The 17969-nt window shown below is 64.3% G+C and carries 15 protein-coding genes and 1 pseudogene; 6 read left to right on the top strand and 10 right to left on the bottom strand.

Annotation, left to right across the window (positions count from 1 at the left end; translation table 11 throughout):
- Nucleotides 1–12: 12 nt before the first annotated feature.
- The 3 genes from LDO41_RS32850 to pilM are packed head-to-tail and all read right to left on the bottom strand — an operon-like array spanning nucleotide 13 to nucleotide 2454.
- Entirely contained in the window at nucleotides 13–696 is a 684-nt protein-coding gene (locus tag LDO41_RS32850; RefSeq protein ID WP_223995695.1) for a type IV pilus inner membrane component PilO, read from the bottom strand.
- A 2-nt stretch (nucleotides 697–698) separates the two neighbouring features.
- Nucleotides 699–1364 (bottom strand): PilN domain-containing protein, encoded by a 666-nt coding sequence (locus tag LDO41_RS32845; protein ID WP_223995694.1) that lies wholly within the window; start codon nucleotides 1362–1364, stop codon nucleotides 699–701.
- A 19-nt stretch (nucleotides 1365–1383) separates the two neighbouring features.
- Nucleotides 1384–2454: a type IV pilus assembly protein PilM gene (gene pilM / locus LDO41_RS32840; RefSeq protein WP_223995693.1), complete on the bottom strand. Its 1071-nt coding sequence runs from the start codon at nucleotides 2452–2454 to the stop codon at nucleotides 1384–1386.
- Nucleotides 2455–2879: 425 nt separating this feature from the next.
- Between pilM and LDO41_RS32835 the strand changes: the two genes are divergently transcribed.
- Nucleotides 2880–5261, top strand: a complete 2382-nt coding sequence (locus tag LDO41_RS32835; RefSeq protein WP_223995692.1) for a penicillin-binding protein 1A — start codon at nucleotides 2880–2882, stop codon at nucleotides 5259–5261.
- Nucleotides 5262–5506: 245 nt separating this feature from the next.
- On the opposite strand, the gene cyaY is transcribed toward LDO41_RS32835, so the two are convergent.
- On the bottom strand, nucleotides 5507–5845 hold the full coding sequence (gene cyaY / locus LDO41_RS32830; RefSeq protein ID WP_223995691.1) for an iron donor protein CyaY: 339 nt from the start codon (nucleotides 5843–5845) through the stop codon (nucleotides 5507–5509).
- Nucleotides 5846–5980: 135 nt separating this feature from the next.
- Here cyaY and lptM point away from each other — a divergent pair, with 135 nt between their 5' ends.
- Together lptM and lysA are read left to right on the top strand one after the other, a co-directional pair.
- Entirely contained in the window at nucleotides 5981–6220 is a 240-nt protein-coding gene (lptM, locus tag LDO41_RS34440) for an LPS translocon maturation chaperone LptM (RefSeq protein WP_223995690.1), read from the top strand.
- A 2-nt stretch (nucleotides 6221–6222) separates the two neighbouring features.
- Nucleotides 6223–7482, top strand: a complete 1260-nt coding sequence (lysA, locus tag LDO41_RS32820) for a diaminopimelate decarboxylase (RefSeq protein ID WP_223995689.1) — start codon at nucleotides 6223–6225, stop codon at nucleotides 7480–7482.
- Nucleotides 7483–7541: 59 nt separating this feature from the next.
- On the opposite strand, the gene msrQ is transcribed toward lysA, so the two are convergent.
- The 6 genes from msrQ to LDO41_RS32790 form a co-directional block, all read right to left on the bottom strand.
- Nucleotides 7542–8237, bottom strand: coding sequence for a protein-methionine-sulfoxide reductase heme-binding subunit MsrQ (gene msrQ, locus LDO41_RS32815; protein ID WP_223995688.1), 696 nt, complete (start codon nucleotides 8235–8237; stop codon nucleotides 7542–7544).
- Nucleotides 8238–8254: 17 nt separating this feature from the next.
- Nucleotides 8255–9259 carry a protein-methionine-sulfoxide reductase catalytic subunit MsrP gene (gene msrP, locus LDO41_RS32810; protein WP_223995687.1) on the bottom strand — a complete coding sequence of 335 codons (1005 nt, stop codon included), beginning with the start codon at nucleotides 9257–9259 and terminating at the stop codon, nucleotides 8255–8257.
- Between the two features lie 230 nt (nucleotides 9260–9489).
- Nucleotides 9490–9900 carry a COG4315 family predicted lipoprotein gene (locus tag LDO41_RS32805; RefSeq protein ID WP_223995686.1) on the bottom strand — a complete coding sequence of 137 codons (411 nt, stop codon included), beginning with the start codon at nucleotides 9898–9900 and terminating at the stop codon, nucleotides 9490–9492.
- Between the two features lie 167 nt (nucleotides 9901–10067).
- Entirely contained in the window at nucleotides 10068–11237 is a 1170-nt protein-coding gene (ccsB, locus tag LDO41_RS32800; RefSeq protein WP_223995738.1) for a c-type cytochrome biogenesis protein CcsB, read from the bottom strand.
- Nucleotides 11238–11346: 109 nt separating this feature from the next.
- The gene (locus tag LDO41_RS32795; protein WP_223995685.1) at nucleotides 11347–13500 is read right to left on the bottom strand and encodes a cytochrome c biogenesis protein ResB; all 2154 of its coding nucleotides are present in this window, start codon (nucleotides 13498–13500) and stop codon (nucleotides 11347–11349) included.
- A 140-nt stretch (nucleotides 13501–13640) separates the two neighbouring features.
- The gene (locus LDO41_RS32790) at nucleotides 13641–14300 is read right to left on the bottom strand and encodes a c-type cytochrome (RefSeq protein WP_223995684.1); all 660 of its coding nucleotides are present in this window, start codon (nucleotides 14298–14300) and stop codon (nucleotides 13641–13643) included.
- Nucleotides 14301–14610: 310 nt separating this feature from the next.
- On the opposite strand from LDO41_RS32790, the pseudogene yihA reads away from it, so the two are divergent.
- From yihA to LDO41_RS32775, 3 genes and pseudogenes are all read left to right on the top strand, one after another.
- A pseudogene (gene yihA, locus LDO41_RS32785) lies at nucleotides 14611–15306 on the top strand (ribosome biogenesis GTP-binding protein YihA/YsxC); the annotation flags it as partial.
- Between the two features lie 402 nt (nucleotides 15307–15708).
- The gene (gene hemB / locus LDO41_RS32780; RefSeq protein ID WP_223995682.1) at nucleotides 15709–16701 is read left to right on the top strand and encodes a porphobilinogen synthase; all 993 of its coding nucleotides are present in this window, start codon (nucleotides 15709–15711) and stop codon (nucleotides 16699–16701) included.
- Between the two features lie 9 nt (nucleotides 16702–16710).
- Nucleotides 16711–17967: a magnesium transporter CorA family protein gene (locus LDO41_RS32775; protein WP_223995681.1), complete on the top strand. Its 1257-nt coding sequence runs from the start codon at nucleotides 16711–16713 to the stop codon at nucleotides 17965–17967.
- The last annotated feature ends 2 nt before the right edge of the window (nucleotides 17968–17969 follow it).

The following is a 17969-nucleotide window of genomic DNA, read 5'->3' as shown; positions in this document are numbered from 1 at the left end:
CGATCGCCCCGCTCATTTGGCACCTCCGGCCTTGCCGCCGTTCTTCTTGGCTGCCGCATCCGCGGCAGCGCGCCGTTGCGCGGCCTGCTCATCCGGATCCAGCGCGCGGTACGCCATGGCGGCCGCTTCCATCGAGAGCACGCCGTCCTTGCCCATCGACAGGCCGAGGCTGCGCATCGAGACGATCCGCGACAGTGCCGCCACGTCGGCGTTGAACTGCGCGATGTCGTGATAGCGGCCCGTAACCTTGAGGTTGACCGGAATCTCGGCGTAGTACGGCTTCACCGTTGCCGGCTGCGGCTTGAACAGTTCGAACTGCAGTCCGCGCGCCACGCCCGCATGGTTCACGTCGGCCAGCAGCGCATCCATCTCGGTCTTGTTCGGCAACTGACGCTCGGCCAGTGCCACGCGCTTCTCCACCTCGATCTTCTGCTCGCGCAATGCGGCAAGGTTCGCCACCTGCGCCACCTTGGTCTTGTAGGACTGGCGCAGCTGCTGCTGCTCCATCTGCTTGCGCTCGAGCTCGTCGGACTTGTCACTCCAGTAGAACTGCCAGCCGAGCGCCAGCACGAGCACCGCCGCGAGAATCGAGAAGACGATGCGTGGCGCGGCCGGCCAGGTTTCCGGCTCGTTGAGATTGAGGCCCCGGAACTGCGTGGTGAGGTCCGTCAGCGAGATATTCGTATTGAGCGCCATGATCAGACCTTCCCGCCCTTCGCCTTGCCGGCCCCCGTAGCACTACCGGCGCTACCCGCACCACCAGCGCCGACCTTCTTCTTGTCGGCCGGCTCTTCCGGCGCGCGATAGGAGAAGCGCATCGAGAAATCGAACAGCCGGCGCTGCTCGCGCAGGTTGTTCGTCATCGACACGGCCTTCGACTCGCCGAGCTCGGCGCGGTCGAGCCAGCCGACCTGACTCAGGTTGCGCAGCAGCTCGGAGATGCGTTCGTTCGACTGCGCAATGCCGTTGATGACAAAGTTGTCGCCAGTCTGCTTGAGCGACGACAGGTAGACGCCCTCGGGCACCTGACGCACGAGTTCCTCGAGCAGCTGCACGGGCAGATTGCGCTGCGCCTGCAGGCTCTCGATCGCGCGCTGGCGGTCCAGCAGCGACTCGATATCCTTCTTCAGCGAGTTGACCTCGCTGATCTGGGTATCCATCTTCGCGTTGGCCGCCTTCAGTTGCTCGTTGAGCGCAACTTCGGAGCTGATGCGATGGTCGATATACAAACCGCCGAGCAACACGACGAGTGCGCCGGCACCCGCCGCGCCGCCCAGCATCGTGTAGACCTTCTTGCGCCGGGCCGCCTTGCGCGCCTCGTGATACGGCAGCAGGTTGACCGACGGGATCGTGTTCGTGGACATGCTCATCCCCCCGGTTGGGTTATTGCAGCCCGCGCAATGCCAGTCCCGCACTGACGATGTAGGCAGGCAAGTCGCGCTGGAGATAGCGCTCGTTGACCTTGCCCGCGGTCGTCATGTTGGCGAAAGGATTGGCCAGCGTGGTCGTGATCTGCGTCTGCTGCTGAATGGCGGCTTGCACGCCGAACAGCGACGCGTGGCCGCCCGAGAGCAGGATCTCATCGACCCGGCCGAGACTCGAACTCGCGATGAAGTTGCCGATGGCGCCCTGCACCTCCATTGCCAGCGCCTCGAGAGAGGGCTTGAGCAACTGGGCGCGCCAGGCATCCGGCAGCGTGTTCTTGCGCTTCTTGATCTCGGCCTTCAGCGCGTCGAGCGTGAACATGCGTGCCGCGCTCTGCGTAAGCTGATCGCCGTAGCTGTTGAGCGGCTGCTCGTACAGCTCTTTCCAACCCTGATAGAAGATCGCTTTGGAGCGGCTGCCACCGAGGTGGACCACGGCGACCACCGGCAGGTCCTTGGCATCGGCTTCGGCCAGCGTCTCGGACACGCCGAGCATCTGCACGATGGAGCGCTGAACCGCGTACTCCTCGACGTCCATGACCTGCGGCTTCAGCCCGGCCATTTCGGCTGCCGTCACACGCTCCTGCACGCGGTCGCTGTTGGCCGCCGTCACACGGACGCCGATGCCACCCTCGGTCTCGTTGGGACCGATGACCGCGAAGTCGAAATTGACCGCCTGCGAAGGCGGATAAAGGCGATGCGCCTCCGATTCGACCTGCGAATAGAGTTCGTCCTCGGACAGGTTGTCCGGAAGACTGACTGTCTGCGATTCGGTCAGCATGGACGGCACACCGAGGACCACGTCCTTGGTGCGAATGCCGGCCTTGCCGAGCGCGCGCTTGAGCGCGATGCCGACAGCCTCGATGTTGATGACGTTGCCATCGGCAACGGCATTGCGATCCAGCAGTTCGCTGGCGCATTTCTCCAGCCGGTAATCGCCTCTGCCCGCACCAACGGACAGCTCGACAACCTTGACGCTAGACGACCCAATATCCACGCCGACCGTAGTCCGGCGCAGAAGACCCGACAAGATGCCCCGTCGCAAGGTGACCCCCTGACATTGAACTCGCACCCGGCATGACTGCTCTAATAGTGCGATTCTGTTTCTTGGATGAAACGTTTCTGTTTATGTTGCGGATTCTCACAAAAAGCCGGGGCCGTGGCAATGTGGCTGTTTCAACACGCTTTCTTTTTGTGAGCGCGCCTGAGAAAGCGTTGCCAAAATCCGACGTTCCTCGTTTTACCCCTCTTGCCAGCAGTGCCACGGCACTACCTCTTCCGATGACGTGACGCATGAGGTGAGGCAATACGCGCCCCGACATCAATCGCGTTACATGCAGATCTCAACGGCATTACATCTTGTAACAGCGGGATAGCGCCTTTTGCCGCACCGCGGGCCGGATTGCGGGCTTTCGCAACGATATAATCCGGGCACTCAGATCACGCAGACCCTCCATGGCCACAGCACAACAGAAACCGTCCCTTCCCGTTCGCCGCCCGCTCTGGGTGCGCGCGATGTTCTGGTTGGTCGGACTGTTCGTCGCGGGAATCGTCACGGTCGCGCTGCTGGTCGGCTATGCGCTGCTGGTTGCCGAGCCGAACCTGCCTTCGCTCGACACGATCACCGACTACCGCCCCAAGATCCCGCTGCGCATCTACACGTCCGACAACGTGCTGATCGGCGAATTTGGCGAAGAGCGTCGTAACTTCGTGCCGATCGGTGAGATTCCCGAGGTCATGAAGAAGGCTGTGCTCGCGATCGAGGACGACCGCTTCTACGAGCACGGCGGCGTGGACTTCGTGGGCGTGCTGCGGGCGGGTCTGGCAAACCTGCGCGGCGGTCTGTCGCAAGGCGCGTCGACCATCACCATGCAGGTGGCGCGCAACTTCTTCCTGTCGAGCGAGAAGACGTACACGCGCAAGATCTACGAGATGCTGCTCGCGTACAAGATCGAGGCCAACCTCACGAAGGATCAGATCCTCGAGGTGTATATGAACCAGATCTATCTGGGCCAGCGCGCCTACGGCTTTGCCAGCGCCGCGCGCGTGTACTTCGGCAAGTCGATCAAGGACGTGACGCCGGCCGAGGCCGCGATGCTGGCCGGCCTGCCGAAGGCGCCGTCGGCGTACAACCCGGTGGTGAACCCGCGCCGCGCCAAGGTGCGTCAGGAATACATCCTGCAGCGCATGCGCGACCTGCGCTACATCACGCCCGAACAATACGACGTGGCGGTGCGCGAGGACCTCAAAGTGCGCAACGAGGGCAATGAGTTCTCGACGCACGCCGAGTATGTGGCGGAGATCGTGCGCCAGCTGATGTACGCGCAGTATCGCGAGGAAACCTACACACGCGGCCTGACCGTCTACACCACGCTCGCCAAGCCCGATCAGGACGCCGCGTACGATGCCGTGCGCGCGAACATCATGGCGTACGAGCGCCGTCACGGCTATCGCGGCCCCGAGGCGTTCATCGATCTGCCGGGCGGCGCCGCCGAACGCGAGCAGGCTATCGACGATGCGCTGGTCGAGCATCCGGGCAGCGACGATCTGCGCTCCGCGGTGGTGACGAGCGTCACGGCCAAGCGCGTGGAAGCCACGCTGCTGTCGGGCGAAGTGGCAACGATCGAAGGCCAGGCGCTGCGGTTCATCGCACCGTCCCTCGCGAACAATGCGCAGCCCAAGGTCCGCATCCGCCCGGGCGCGATCATTCGCGTCACGCAGGACGAGAAGGACAAGTCGTGGTCGGTCACGCAACTGCCCGAGGTCTCGGCCGCGTTCGTGTCGATGAGCCCCGAGGATGGCCAGATCCGCGCGATGGTCGGTGGCTTCGACTTCAACCGCAACAAGTTCAACCACGTCACGCAGGCGTGGCGCCAGCCGGGCTCGAGCTTCAAGCCGTTCATCTACTCGGCCGCGCTGGAGAAGGGTTTCTCGCCGGCGACGGTGATCAATGACGCGCCGCTCACGATCGGCCCCGACACCGGTGGCCAGGTGTGGGAGCCGAAGAACTACGACGGCAAGTTCGAGGGGCCGATGACGATGCGCCGCGCGCTCGCCAAGTCCAAGAACCTGGTCTCGGTGCGCATCCTGCGCGCGATCGGCACGCAGTACGCGCAGGACTACATCACGCGCTTTGGCTTCGAGGCCGACAAGCACCCGGCTTACCTGCCGATGGCGCTCGGCGCCGGCAACGTGACGCCGCTGCAGATGGCCGGCGCTTACTCGGTGTTTGCCAACGGCGGCTACCGCGTCAATCCGTACCTGATCCAGCGTGTGGTCGACTCGCGCGGCAAGGTGTTGTCCGAAACGCAGCCGCAGCGCGCGGGGCAGGATGCCGTGCGCGTGCTCGATGCGCGCACCGCGTTCATCGCCGACAGCATGCTGCGCGAAGTGGTGCGTTCGGGTACGGCCAATCCGGCCAAGCAGAAACTGGGCCGCAACGACCTCGCGGGCAAGACCGGTACCACCAACGACTCGGTCGATGCCTGGTTTGCCGGCTATACACCGAAGCTGGTGGGGATTGCATGGATGGGCTACGACCAGCCCAAGAGCCTCGGCGCGCGCGAAACCGGCGGCGGCCTCGCCCTGCCGATCTGGACCAGCTACATGACCAAGGTCCTCAAGGGCGTCCCCGAATCCCCCGACCGCCAGGCCCCCGAGGGCGTGGTGATGGTCGCGGGCGACTGGACCTTCGAAGAAAACGCGGGCGGCGCCGGTGTCGCGTCAGTGGGTCTGGGCGACCCGTGGCCCGGCAAACCCGACGACGGCCAGCACGCCCCCTCACCCGAACCCGAAACCGAGAAACGCAAGATCCTCGAAATGTTCGGCGGCGCCTGAGTTACTGCTCGCTCAGCGTGCCAATGGCTTTCTCCCCCTCTCCCTCAAGAGAGAGAGCGGCAGCGCGCAGCGCGCCAAGCCTGCCCCCCCAGCCTCAACGCAGCGCATGCGCCCAGCATGCCAACGGTTTTCTCCCCTCTCCCTTGAGGGAGAGGGGCCGGGGGAGAGGGTGAAAGGTTAATCAACCAATTGTTTTCTCCCCTCTCCCTCGGGGAGAGGGGCCGGGGGAGAGGGCACACCACGCCTCAACCGACCAAAGCAATCTCCGCCCCAGCCTGCTGGCTCATATACGCCGACAGCGCCGCATAAAACTCTCCCCCACCGCGCGTATCCATCCACTTCGCCCCGTCATGGCGGAAATGGAACCCACCCGCCCGCGCGGCCACCCACAGTTCCTGCATCGGCGCCTGGCTGTTGACGATGATCTTGGAGCCATCCTCGAACTCAAGCTCCATCACGTTACCGGTACGGTTGATCTCGACATCCGCATCGACGGCATCCGCGGCGGCTTCGATCGCGGCCTCGAGGCGGTCCAGCTCCGCCGTGGCCAGCGTCAGGAACTCGGTTTCACTCAGGGGGGGCATGCTAAACTCCAAGGCCGCCGGACGCACGCGCCCGGCGCTGTTGATTTCAAGGTGTGACGATCGGAATCTCGCCGGTTTTTGCCGGTTCTGTATTGCCAGTTCTGCCGGTCATCCTCCCCCTAGCCATTCCAGACCATGAAGGACATTCCGATGCTGCGCCAGATTCCGATGCCGCGCCGTGCGATTGTATCGGCGTTTGCAGCCGGCCTCGCGATGACCCTCGCCGGTTGCGGCATTCGCGGCCCGCTGTACATGCCCCGGGTGCCACCCGCGCCCACCGCGCCGACCGTCCCCGACACCGGCCTCGGCAATCCGAATACGCCGATGCCTGGCCAAACGCCCGAAACCCCGGCGTCCGCCCCCAACGCCCGTTGAACATGACCGCATTCTTCCATCGCCAGAATGGCGCGCTCGCCGTCGAGCAAGTGCCGCTCGCACGCATCGCCGCCGAATTTGGTACGCCGACCTACGTCTACTCGCGCGCCGCGCTGACCAGCACCTACGAGGCCTACGCCGCCGCCTGCAAGGGCCGCCGTGCCCGCGTGCAGTACGCGATGAAAGCCAACTCGAACCTCGCCGTGCTGCAGGTGTTCGCGAAGCTCGGCGCCGGCTTCGACATCGTGTCGGGCGGCGAACTGCTGCGCGTGCTGGCCGCGGGCGGTGACCCCCGCAAGGTGGTGTTCTCGGGCGTCGGCAAAACCGAAGCGGAGATGGCCCTCGCGCTCTCGCACGACGTGCGCGGCTTCAACGTGGAATCGGTGCCCGAGCTCGATCGCCTGAACGCCGTGGCCGGTCGCGTCGGCAAGCGCGCGCGCGTCTCGCTGCGCATCAACCCGGACGTCGATGCCAAGACGCACCCGTATATCTCTACAGGCCTCAAGGGCAACAAGTTCGGTGTCGCGTTCGAAGACGTCATGCAGACGTACCGCACGGCCGCCGCGCTGCCGCACCTCGAGGTGACCGGCATCGACTGCCATATTGGCTCGCAGATCACCGAAGTCGCGCCGTATCTCGAGGCGCTCGACAAGGTGCTCGACGTGGTGGAAGCCCTCGCGCGCGAAGGCATCGACCTCGAGCATATCGATGTCGGCGGCGGCCTCGGCATTACCTACGACGACGAAACGCCGCCAGACATCACGGGCTTCGCCACGACGCTGCTGGAACGCGTGGCAGCGCGCGGCCATGGCCACCGCGAAGTGCTGTTCGAGCCGGGCCGCTCGCTCGTCGGCAACGCCGGCGCGCTGCTGACCACGGTAGAGTTTCTGAAGCCGGGCGCGGCCAAGAATTTCTGCATCGTCGATGCCGCGATGAACGACCTTGCACGTCCGGCCATGTACGAGGCGTACCACCGCATCGAAGCCGTATCGCCACGCAGCGACGCCGCAGTGACGTATGACATCGTGGGTCCGGTGTGCGAATCGGGCGACTGGCTCGGCCGCGACCGCGCACTGGCGGTGCAGCCCGGCGACCTGCTCGCCGTGATGTCGGCAGGTGCGTATGGCTTCGTGATGAGCTCGAACTACAACACGCGCGGCCGCGCGGCCGAAGTGCTCGTGGATGGCGACCAGGTGCATCTGGTGCGCGAACGCGAGCGCGCGGAAGACCTGTTCCGCAACGAGCGCCTGCTCAAGGACTGATCAGACTCCGTGCCCCTCTCCGTCTGGCAGAGGGGTAATGAAGCCTGGGGTAATCATGCTTACCCAGCCCGCTTCCGCACCGCCCACCACGCACGAATCCCCAGGAGCACGAACACCACCGCCGCGTAGTTCGACACTTCACTGAAGTCGTTCTTCCCAGCCTTGTGCCACCAGAAATGCAGGATCGCCAGCACCGCGATCGCATAGATCGCCTTGTGCAGAACCTGCCAGCGCTTGCCCCCGAGCCGCCGCACGACCACATGGGGTGACGTGAGGGCCAGCGCAAACATCAGCACGAACGCCGCAAACCCCACCGTGATGAACGGCCGCTTGGCCACATCTTCAATCATGTAGGCCACATCGAAGCCGCGATCGACGGCCAGCCACAGCAGGAAATGCTGCAGGCCGTAGAAGAACGCAAATAGCCCGAGCAGCCGGCGTAGCCGCACTACCCAGTTCCATCCAGTCAGGCGTCGCAGCGGCGTCACGGCCAGCGTGACGCACAGCAGAACCAGCGTCCACGTACCGGTCGAACGTGTCACGAACTCGAGTGGATTGGCGCCGAATTGCGACGTGGCGCCGAGGTACATCAGGCGCGCGAACGGCAGCAAGGCGAGCAGCCACACCGCCACCTTTACCGCCCGCAGTCGCGCGGGGGATAGCATCGCAAGCGTGCCGGCGCTCGGTGCGGCGGCACCCGCGACCCGAGCTCCTGCCCTTGTGCCGGTCGGTGCGGCAGACGGATTGGTGCTCATGTCACGCTCCCGCGCCATCAGAAGTTTTTCTTGAGGTCCATGCCCGCGTACAACGATGCCACCTGCTGGCCGTAGCCATTGAACGGCAACGTCTTGCGCTTGGGCGCGAACAGCGCGGCAAAGCCGCCAGACCCCTTGTCCTCGCCGATGCGTCGCTCGGTCGCCTGACTCCAGCGCGGATGATCGACATCGGGGTTCACGTTCGAGTAGAACCCGTACTCGTTGGCTGCGGCGAGGTTCCAGCTCGTCGGCGGCTGCTTGTCGACAAAGCGGATCTTCACGATAGACTTCGCGCTCTTGAAGCCGTACTTCCACGGCAACACCATGCGTACCGGCGCACCGTTCTGATTCGGCAGCACTTCACCGTAGAGACCAAACGTCAGCAACGCCAGCGGATGCATCGCCTCGTCCATGCGCAGGCCCTCGCTATAGGGCCAGTCCAGCACGGGACTGCCGATACCGGGCATCTGCTTCTTGTCCGCCAGCGTGATGAACTGCACGAACTTCGCACCGGGCTGCGGCTCCACGCGCTTGATCAACTCCGACAGCGAATAGCCGATCCACGGGATCACCATCGACCAGCCCTCTACGCAACGCATGCGGTAGACGCGCTCCTCGAGCGGCGCAAGCTTGAGCAACTCGTCGATGTCATACACCTTCGGCTGCTTGACGAGGCCTTCCACCGACACCTGCCATGGACGCGTCCGCAACGTGCCTGCGTAACGCGCGGGGTCGGACTTGTCCGTACCGAACTCGTAGAAATTGTTGTACGTGGTCACGTCGTCGTACGGCGTGGGCTTCTCGCTGATGGCATACGCCTGATTCAGCTTCGCGGCCAGCTTGGCACCATGCGCCTGCGCAGCGTGTGCGCGTCGCATGAACCACGGCGACAGCGTGGCACCCGCGGCGCCTGCCGCAGCCATCATCATTAGCCGGCGGCGCGATTCGAACACATGACGCGGCGTGATCTCCGACGCGGCGATGTCATCGCCACGCAGCCATTTGGGGGAAGGAATCAGCATTTCAGAAGCACCTCGAGTTCGGCCTTAGGTACGCACCGGTACGTCCGGCCAAAAAAAACGTACCCATTGCAGCGTTGGACTTTCCGCTTTGTCGGTTGGTGCGGGCAATCCTGACAACAATTTTGTATGCCACTGTGTCGCGGTGGACGAAGTGCCGCTCGGGTGCGATGCAGGACGCGGCCGAGCATGGCCAGACCGGGGTCTGCCATGCTCGGCGCCAGTGGGAAAGATTACGGCTTGGCCACGTGCCAGACGTTGTTCAGGTTATCGCCAGCGCGGTCGCCAGGCTTGGCGTCCTTGGCAAAGCGATACAGCGGGCTGCCCTTGAAGGCCCACTGACGCGTGCCATCGTCACGCGTGATGATCGTGTAGCTGCCGCTCGCGCTGGTGCCCGGGCTGGCCAGCAGCGGCGGCCAGTTGGTCGCGCACGTGGCATTGCAGACGCTCTTGCCGCTGCCGGCGGTGTCGCGGTCGAACGTGTACAGCGTCAGCCCTTGCGGATCGGTCAGCACGCCATCGGTCACCTTGACGGTCGGTGGCAGGTTGCCGCCCGCGCCACCGTAGCCAGCGCAGGCGCCGAGCAGGATCGAGGCGGATGCCAGCGCGATGCCGGCCGGACGGAACAGCGAGTTCAATGCCATGGTGAATTCTCCTTCTCGTTTTTGGACGCCGACCGCCGGCGTCCGCTTCTCTCAGTAAACACTGGATGTGACGCGTTTATTCCGGCGAAGTGCGACTTTTTTCGCCGCAAACAAAAAACCCGCCGCTAAAAGCGACGGGCTCTTCATTTTCTGGGGAGGCAACTGGATCAAAGCTCACCGTAGCTATGCAGGCCCGACAGGAACATGTTCACACCCAAGAACGCGAACGTGGTAACCAGCAGGCCCACCAGCGACCACCAGGCCGCCATCGTGCCACGCAGGCCCTTCATCAGCCGCATATGCAGCCACGCCGCATAGTTGAGCCACACGATCAGCGCCCAGGTCTCCTTCGGATCCCAGCTCCAGTAGCCGCCCCAGGCCTCCGCAGCCCAGAGTGCGCCAAGAATCGTCGCGATCGTGAAGAACGCAAAGCCCACCGCGATCGCCTTGTACATGACGTCGTCAAGCAGCTCGAGCGACGGCAGGCGCTCCGCGAGAATGCCGCGCTCCTTCAGCAGATAGGCCACCGCGACCATTGCCGCCAGCGAGAAGGTGCCGTAGCCAATGAAGTTTGCGGGCACGTGGATCTTCATCCACCAGCTCTGCAGCGCCGGAACCAGCGGCTGGATCTCCTGCGCGTTGCGGCTGACCGTGTACCAGAGCAGGAATCCGACCGCCGCCGACACCACCAGCATCACGAACGGTCCCAGCGCGCGCGTCGCATAGCGACGCTCGTAGTACAGGTAGAACAGCGACGTGATCAGCGTGAACAGCACGAACACTTCGTACAGGTTCGAGATGGGAATATGACCCACGTCGGTGCCGATCAGGTACGACTCGTACCAGCGCACGAACAGGCCCGTGAAGCCCAGCACCACCGCAGCCCAGCAGAGCTTGCTGCCGATGCTATAGCCGGTGTCGGAGCGCGTGGCCAGCCCAACCCAGTAGAACAGCGTGGACAGGAACACGAGCGCGCTCATCCACAGAATCGCGGACTGGCTCGACAGGAAGTACTTGAGGAAGAAAGCTTGCTCGGCGCGCGCGAGATCGCCGTGATAGAGCTGGATCGCCCCGATCGCCAGCACCGCGAGCCCGGCCATCAGCGGCCGCACCGCCTTCCAGTGCCATCCGAGCAGCGCAAAGGTCGGCACGGCGCCGATCAACACGGCCTTGTCGTAGACATTCATCCACTCGCCGTACTGAGTGAGCGCAAAACCCGCTCCCACGACCAGCAACAGCGCGTAGACCCAATCCACCCACGAGAGGCGGCGCAGGAACGACGGTTCAAGATAAGCCTCGGCGGCGTGCGCGGCCGGAGGCTGCGTCTGGGATGGCATCGCCTGCTTGGAGGTCGGATGCATCCCGGACGTGACGGGATTCACATTGGAAGACATGGCATTCCTGCTCTTGTGGTTCGTGTCACCCCGTATGCGACGTACGAGGCCGTTATCCCTCCGTCGGGTTGGCGCCGGCCGCACGACCCACATCGTCGCGCAATGCCGCGAACTCCCGCTCAAAATCGAGGGTTCGGCGCTGTGTGGACATCGCCATCAGCACCTCGCTGCCCTGACCTTCGTGTTTATCCTTGACCCAGATCCATACACGGCGTTCGCGAATGTAGAACATCGCAAAAACGCCAAGTACGAGCAGCAAGCACCCAAGATACACGATGTTTTTACCGGGCGCACGCGTCATCTGGAACACGCTTGCACGCACTTGCTCGAAATCATCCAGTTGCAGAAAAACCGGTGCGGCGTAGAAAAAACTATCCGACAGCGAGTTGACCGCTTGTTGCAGGAACGCACTGCTCTTGGCGTCATTGGCCACTGCCGGTGCCTTGTCCTTCTCGCGCGCAATCTGCCACAACTCCCACATGCTGCCGTTGAGGATACGCAGCAGCACATCGGCGGCCTTCTGCTGCTCGGCCGGCGGCACGGTCTTCTCGAGGAACGCGGCAATCGCCGTAAAGCCACCGGGCGGCGCGTCGGGTTGCGCGCGTGCCGCGCCCGCAAACAGATCCATCGCCCGCAGCGCGCTCTCGGCCAGTTGCTGGCGCAGCGTCTCCTTGCCCTCCCCCGGCATCGAGATCGCGGCAAAGCGCCGCGCGGCCTCACCGCGCATGGCGCGATCCTGCAGCGCCGCGCGCAGACGCATCCAGTCCGCCACGGAACGTTCCTCGTCGGCCGGGATGCGCAGATATCGGAACGGCTCGTCCGGCGCTTCACGCATGCCCGCCAGAAACACGAGCTGTCCGTCGAGCTCCACGGGCACCATATAGTTGTTGAATTCGCGCGCCTGGCCGTTGCGGTCGCGCAGCTTGTATTGCACCGACGGGCCGACGTTGCGGAACTCCTTCTGCCGCTCCGCATTGGCCGCCGCGCCGAGGTGCTGCTCCAGCGCGGCACCCATCGACTTGCGCGCCACGCCGCGCGCATCAGGCTTGCCCGACGCGTCGGTCACGTTCTCGACGTTCATCAGGCGGAAGTCGCTGAACTCCACGGTCAGGTTGTCATCGTCCGCCCCGGTCCCGGTACCGGTCAACGTGGCGCTGCCACCCACCGCCCCTGACAGCGCAAAGGTCGAGCCCGTCGTGCCGCCCATCGGATAGCCGACGAACTTCAGGCGCGAACCGCCATCCTCGAAGCTCGACTGATAGATCGCGATGCCATCGACGATCAGCGGCTCGTTCACCTTGATCGTCGCCTCGGTCTGCTTGCCGGTGGCGCGGTCGGTCACCACGACATCCGACGCGAACAGCTTGGGCATGCCGGTCGAATAGAAATCGACCGTGAACTTCTTGAGTGTCAATGTGAACGGCAGGTCCTGCACCAGCGCGCCGTCCGCCACATTGAGAATCGCGGTCGAGACGGTCGCGCCCTCGGGCACAAATGCATTGCCGCGGAAGCCCGGATTGGTCGCCGACAACCGATGTTGCGGCGGCACATCGGTAATCACGGCGTTACCGCTGATCGGAGTCTTGCCGCCGAACCACATCTGCGCGCGAATCAGCATGTCGCCGTCCAGCAGACCGCCGATGCAGATCACCACGATCGCCGTATGCGCGAGGATGTACCCGAGCTTGTTGGCCGCGCCCGCCTTCGCCGCCAGCAGCGTGGCGCCTTCATGCTCCACCGGCTTGATGCGGTAACCCCGGTTGCGCAGCAGCGCATTCAGACGCGCCACCGCATCGGCGCGGGCCATGCCGCCCTCGAACTCGCCGCGGTGATGGAACGCGCGCAGGCTGCGCTCGCGCACATGATCCTTCCACGACCGCATGTCGGCGATCATGCGCGGGCCGTTTCGTGCAATGCACAACGATGTGGACGTCACCAGGAAGGCCAGGATCAGCAGGAACCACCACGAGCCATAGACCTTCTGCAGCGACAGCGCATGGAACAGGTCCGCCCAGAATGGGCCGAACTGGTTCACGTAGTTCGGATACGGCTCGTTCTGCTTGAGCACGGTGCCGATCACGCTGGCAATGGCGATCACCGTCAGCAGCGTGATCGCAAAGCGCATCGAGGACATCAACTCGACGATGTCGCGCAGCAGGCGGTGGGAGGTCTTCAGGTGCAGGCCCGAAGTGGAAGCGGTCGACATGGACGGTAACGCCGAGGCAAATCAGCTGTTGCGTGTGGTGAAAAAGGAAAGAGGGTGGACATGCTTTGCAAGCACGCCACCCTCTTCGATTGTTGGCAGGACGCAGGGTTTCATCGACCAGCGTCCGGCACGGCGAGATGTCAGCGCACGCCGGCCACGTAGTCGGCGACGGCCTTGATCTCGGCATCCGACATGCGCGCGGCGACCGTGCTCATCACCGAGTTGTTCTTGCGGGTACCCTGACGGAATGCGATCAGCTGTGCCTCCGTGTATTCGGAGTACTGGCCGCCGATGCGTGGGTACTGCGCCGGGATACCGGCCCCTGTCGGACCATGGCAGCCCGCGCACGCCGGCACACCCTTGGCCGCGATACCGGCGCGATAGATCTTCTGCCCGGCTTCGATCGTATCCTTGTTCTTGGCCGTGGCCGGCTTCAGCTGCTGCTTGGCCAGGTATGCGCCGATGTCACGCATTTCCTGGTCGGTCAGCACCGAGGCGTACGGCGTCATGATCGCGTTGTTACGCGTCTTGGCCTTGAAGTCTTCGAGTTGCTTGTGCACGTACTCGGCCTGCTGGCCGGCGAGCTTGGGATTTGCCGCCGCACCGCTATTGCCAGCCGCGCCGTGGCAGCTCAGGCAGGCGGGAACATTGCGGTCGGGCGCACCTTGCGAATAGAGCGTTTCGCCCTTGGCCGGATCGGCTTTAGCGGCGGCCTGCTCTGCGGCAGTAGCCAAACCCGTCATGGTCAACGCCGGGACAGCGAGCGCCACGACAGCCAGAAACTTCGCAATGCGGTTCATTCGCACACCTTGTCAGAATTGTTATGAATACTGGATGCAAGGCCGGCCGACCCGGAGCTCTGGCGGTGGGAACGCCTTCGGCGACGGGCCGTCGCAGCCTCGGTGATAACACCACTGCCGCGACATGCGTCCTGTGCAAGACCTCTGTGCGACAAAATGGATGTCACACGTCACCCGCTCAGGAGACCGTAAACCGGCGTATTGTACAATAAATCGCTTTCCGGATTGACGGCTGCACGCCACTGTGACGAGATGCCACAAGTTGGCCTCGCGTGCCCCCCGACCGGCGTCCCGTCCTCCACTCTCTCGCATGTCCCTTCTTCATCAGGCCCGCTTCTTCATTACCGTCAATCACCTGCGCGATCTGCCCGCCACGGCAGTCCCGGAGGTGGCGTTTGCCGGCCGCTCCAATGCCGGCAAATCGACGGCCATCAACATCCTGTGCAACCAGAAGCGCCTCGCGTTCTCGTCGCGTACTCCCGGCCGCACGCAGCACATCAACTTTTTCTCGGTGGCGCCGGTCAAGGCACCGGACCCGCTCGCCTTCCTCGTCGATCTGCCCGGCTACGGCTATGCGGAGGTCTCGGGCACGGCCAAGTATCACTGGCAGGGGCTGCTCAGCGACTACGTGCAGACCCGCACGCAGTTGTCGGGGCTGGTATTGATGATGGACGCGCGTCGTCCATTCACGGACCTCGATTGCCAGATGGTGGAGTGGTTCCTGCCCACGGGCCGGCCGATCCACGTGCTGCTGACCAAGGCGGACAAGCTGACCAACAGCGAGAACGCATTGGCGCTGCGCCAGACGCGCAAGGTGCTGGCCGGCTATGCGGACCAGCTCGAGACGCCGGTGCCGATGACCGCACAGTTGTTTTCCAGCATCAAGCGCCGTGGCATCGAGGAAGCACAACGTGTCATCGCCGGCTGGCTCTCATTGCCTGAAGCCTTGGCGCCTGAGGCGAATGGCGTCGAAGCGACCGAAAGCAGCGATGAGAGCAGCGATGAAGGCAGCGCTGCGGATGAGGTGGCGGAAGTCGCCGAGGGCGCGGATGCCGCTGTCCTTGGGGCGGGTGGTGCTGTTGCTGCGCCTGTGGCAAAAACCCGGAAGGTCGCTGCTGCCAAGGCCCCGGTCAAGAAGACCAAGCACCGGGTACCGAAAGCGCTGCGACCGAAGGTCACGCAACGCAGCAAGTCCAAGTCCTAGATTCAAGTGCCCAAAAAAAGCCCCGTTGCATGGCAACGGGGTCCAACGTCCCGCCGGTTGGGGCGGGTACCCGCTCAGGGAGGAGTAGCGGGGGACACCGTGCCGCACGAAGCAACACAAGGTGTCCGCGAGTATGATAGCGGGCACACTTAAAAGTTTAGTTTTTCTTTCGGCGTGATCGCGCCGACTCCCCCGGAACTGCACATGTCCACGTTTCCCGAATATCGTCCCCGCCGCATGCGCCGCGACGATTTCTCGCGCCGCATGATGCGCGAGACTCGCCTCTCTCCCGACAACCTGATCTACCCGGTCTTCATCCTCGAAGGCCAGAACCAGCGTCAGACCGTAGCGTCGATGCCTGGTGTGGAGCGCGTCTCGGTAGACCTGTTGCTGCCCATCGCAGAAGACTGCGTGAAGCTTGGCATTCCCGTGATCGCGCTGTTCCCGGTGATCGACCCGTCGCTGAAGACGCCCGATGGCATCGAGGCCACGCGCGCGGAAGGCCTTGTGCCGCGCGCCGTGCGCGCACTGAAGGACCGCTTCCCTGAACTCGGCATCCTGACCGATGTGGCACTGGACCCGTACACGAGTCACGGCCAGGATGGCGTGCTCGATGACAACGGCTACGTGATCAACGACATCACGGTGGAGATCCTGGTCAAGCAGGCGCTCGCGCAGGCCGAGGCCGGCGTCGATATCGTCGCGCCGTCCGACATGATGGATGGCCGCATCGGCGCGGTCCGCGCCGCGCTCGAAGAGCACGGCCACATCCACACGCGCATCATGGCGTACTCGGCCAAGTACGCGTCCGCGTTCTACGGCCCGTTCCGCGATGCCGTGGGCTCGGCCGCGAACCTGGGCAAGAGCAACAAGATGACGTACCAGATGGACCCGTCCAATACCGATGAGGCCCTGCGCGAAGTCGCACAGGACATCATGGAGGGCGCGGACATGGTCATGGTCAAGCCCGGCATGCCGTACCTCGATATCCTGCGCCGCGTGAAGGACGAGTTCCGCTACCCGACCTACGTGTACCAGGTGAGCGGCGAATACGCGATGCTCAAGGCCGCCGCGCAGAATGGCTGGCTCGACCACGACAAGGTGATGATGGAATCGCTGCTCGCGTTCCGCCGCGCCGGTGCCGACGGCATCCTCACGTACTTCGCGCGCGACGCCGCGCGTCTGCTGCGGGCCTGATCACCGCCGATGCAACTGCTTGGCTTCTCGGCCAGTCAGGTCCACCCGCTCGCCACCCTCGAGGCGGCGCGCGAGTTTCTTGCTGGCAACGCGGCAGCGCGCTTTGTGTGGGCGGACTTCGACACCGAGGAAGTCGCGCCCGCGCCCGCCGCGTGGCGTGACCGCCTGACGCCGCTGACCGGCGCGCCCGTGCTCGACCTGCATCTGATGGACGCCACCAATCCATCGCATCCGTCGTTCTTCGACACGACCAATGCGTATGACATGGTGATCTTCCGCAAGCTCACGTTCGAGACCAGCCGCCTGTTCGCTGAGGCTGACGCCGCGCATGCGGCCTCGGCGCCTGCGTCCGTGCCCCCGGCCACGCCACTGCCTGCGGCGACACCTTCGACCGTACCCATCTCAGCGCAAAAACCCGCGCGCAAGTATCCGCCCGGCTTCTTGCCCGCGCTTGCACGTATCGACACCCAGCCGGTCACGTTCTTCGTGTTCGACACGGTACTCGTCACCGTGCGCCAGGGTCCATCCCGCACGCTGGATCAGGTACGCCAGCGCCTGCTCGACCTCTGTCAGGCACCGCGACCGGCCGGCGCCCCCGGCACCAACGGACAGGCCGCGCTGGTGCATGGGGTACGTCCGCCCACGCGGCCCGAGGACCTGATGCTGCGGTTGCTCAACGCGATGGTGGATCGCTACCTCGAACTACGCTCGCCGCTCACGCGCCAGCTCGACCGCTGGCAGCGCGCATTGCTCAGCGCGCGCCGCAGTTTTTCGAGTTGGGAAGGGCTGCTCGATGCGCGCATCCAGTTGCGACGGCTCGAGCATCTGAGCGAGGAGCAACGCGACGCGCTGCAGGAGTTTCGCGACAGTCTGCTCGACAATCGCTATAGCAGCGAGCAAGACGGTGCGCCGCTGCCAGCGGCGGCCAGCCGCGACGAGGTACTGCTGGTCCGGCTTACCGATCTCATGGAGCATATTCAGCGCGTGCTCGCGCATGCGCGGCGGCTGGAGGACTCGATCGAGTCGGCCGTGCAGATCCACTTCTCGGCGGTCGCGCATCGCACCAATCGCACCATGCGCACGCTGACGGTCATCACCGCGTTGTTCATGCCGCTGACGCTGATCACCGGGATCTTCGGCATGAACTTCGAGCGCATGCCGTGGCTCCATGCGCCGCAGGGCTTCTGGTGGTCGATCGGCCTGATGGGTGCCGTGGTCGCCGGCATCGGCGCACTGTGGGCGCTAGGACGCTGGCTGGACCGCTAGCG

The organism is Cupriavidus pampae, from assembly GCF_914271485.1.
Classification (GTDB): domain Bacteria; phylum Pseudomonadota; class Gammaproteobacteria; order Burkholderiales; family Burkholderiaceae; genus Cupriavidus; species Cupriavidus pampae.
Note: the sequence above shows the minus strand (reverse complement) of the source record. Positions and strands in the feature narration are given on the sequence as shown.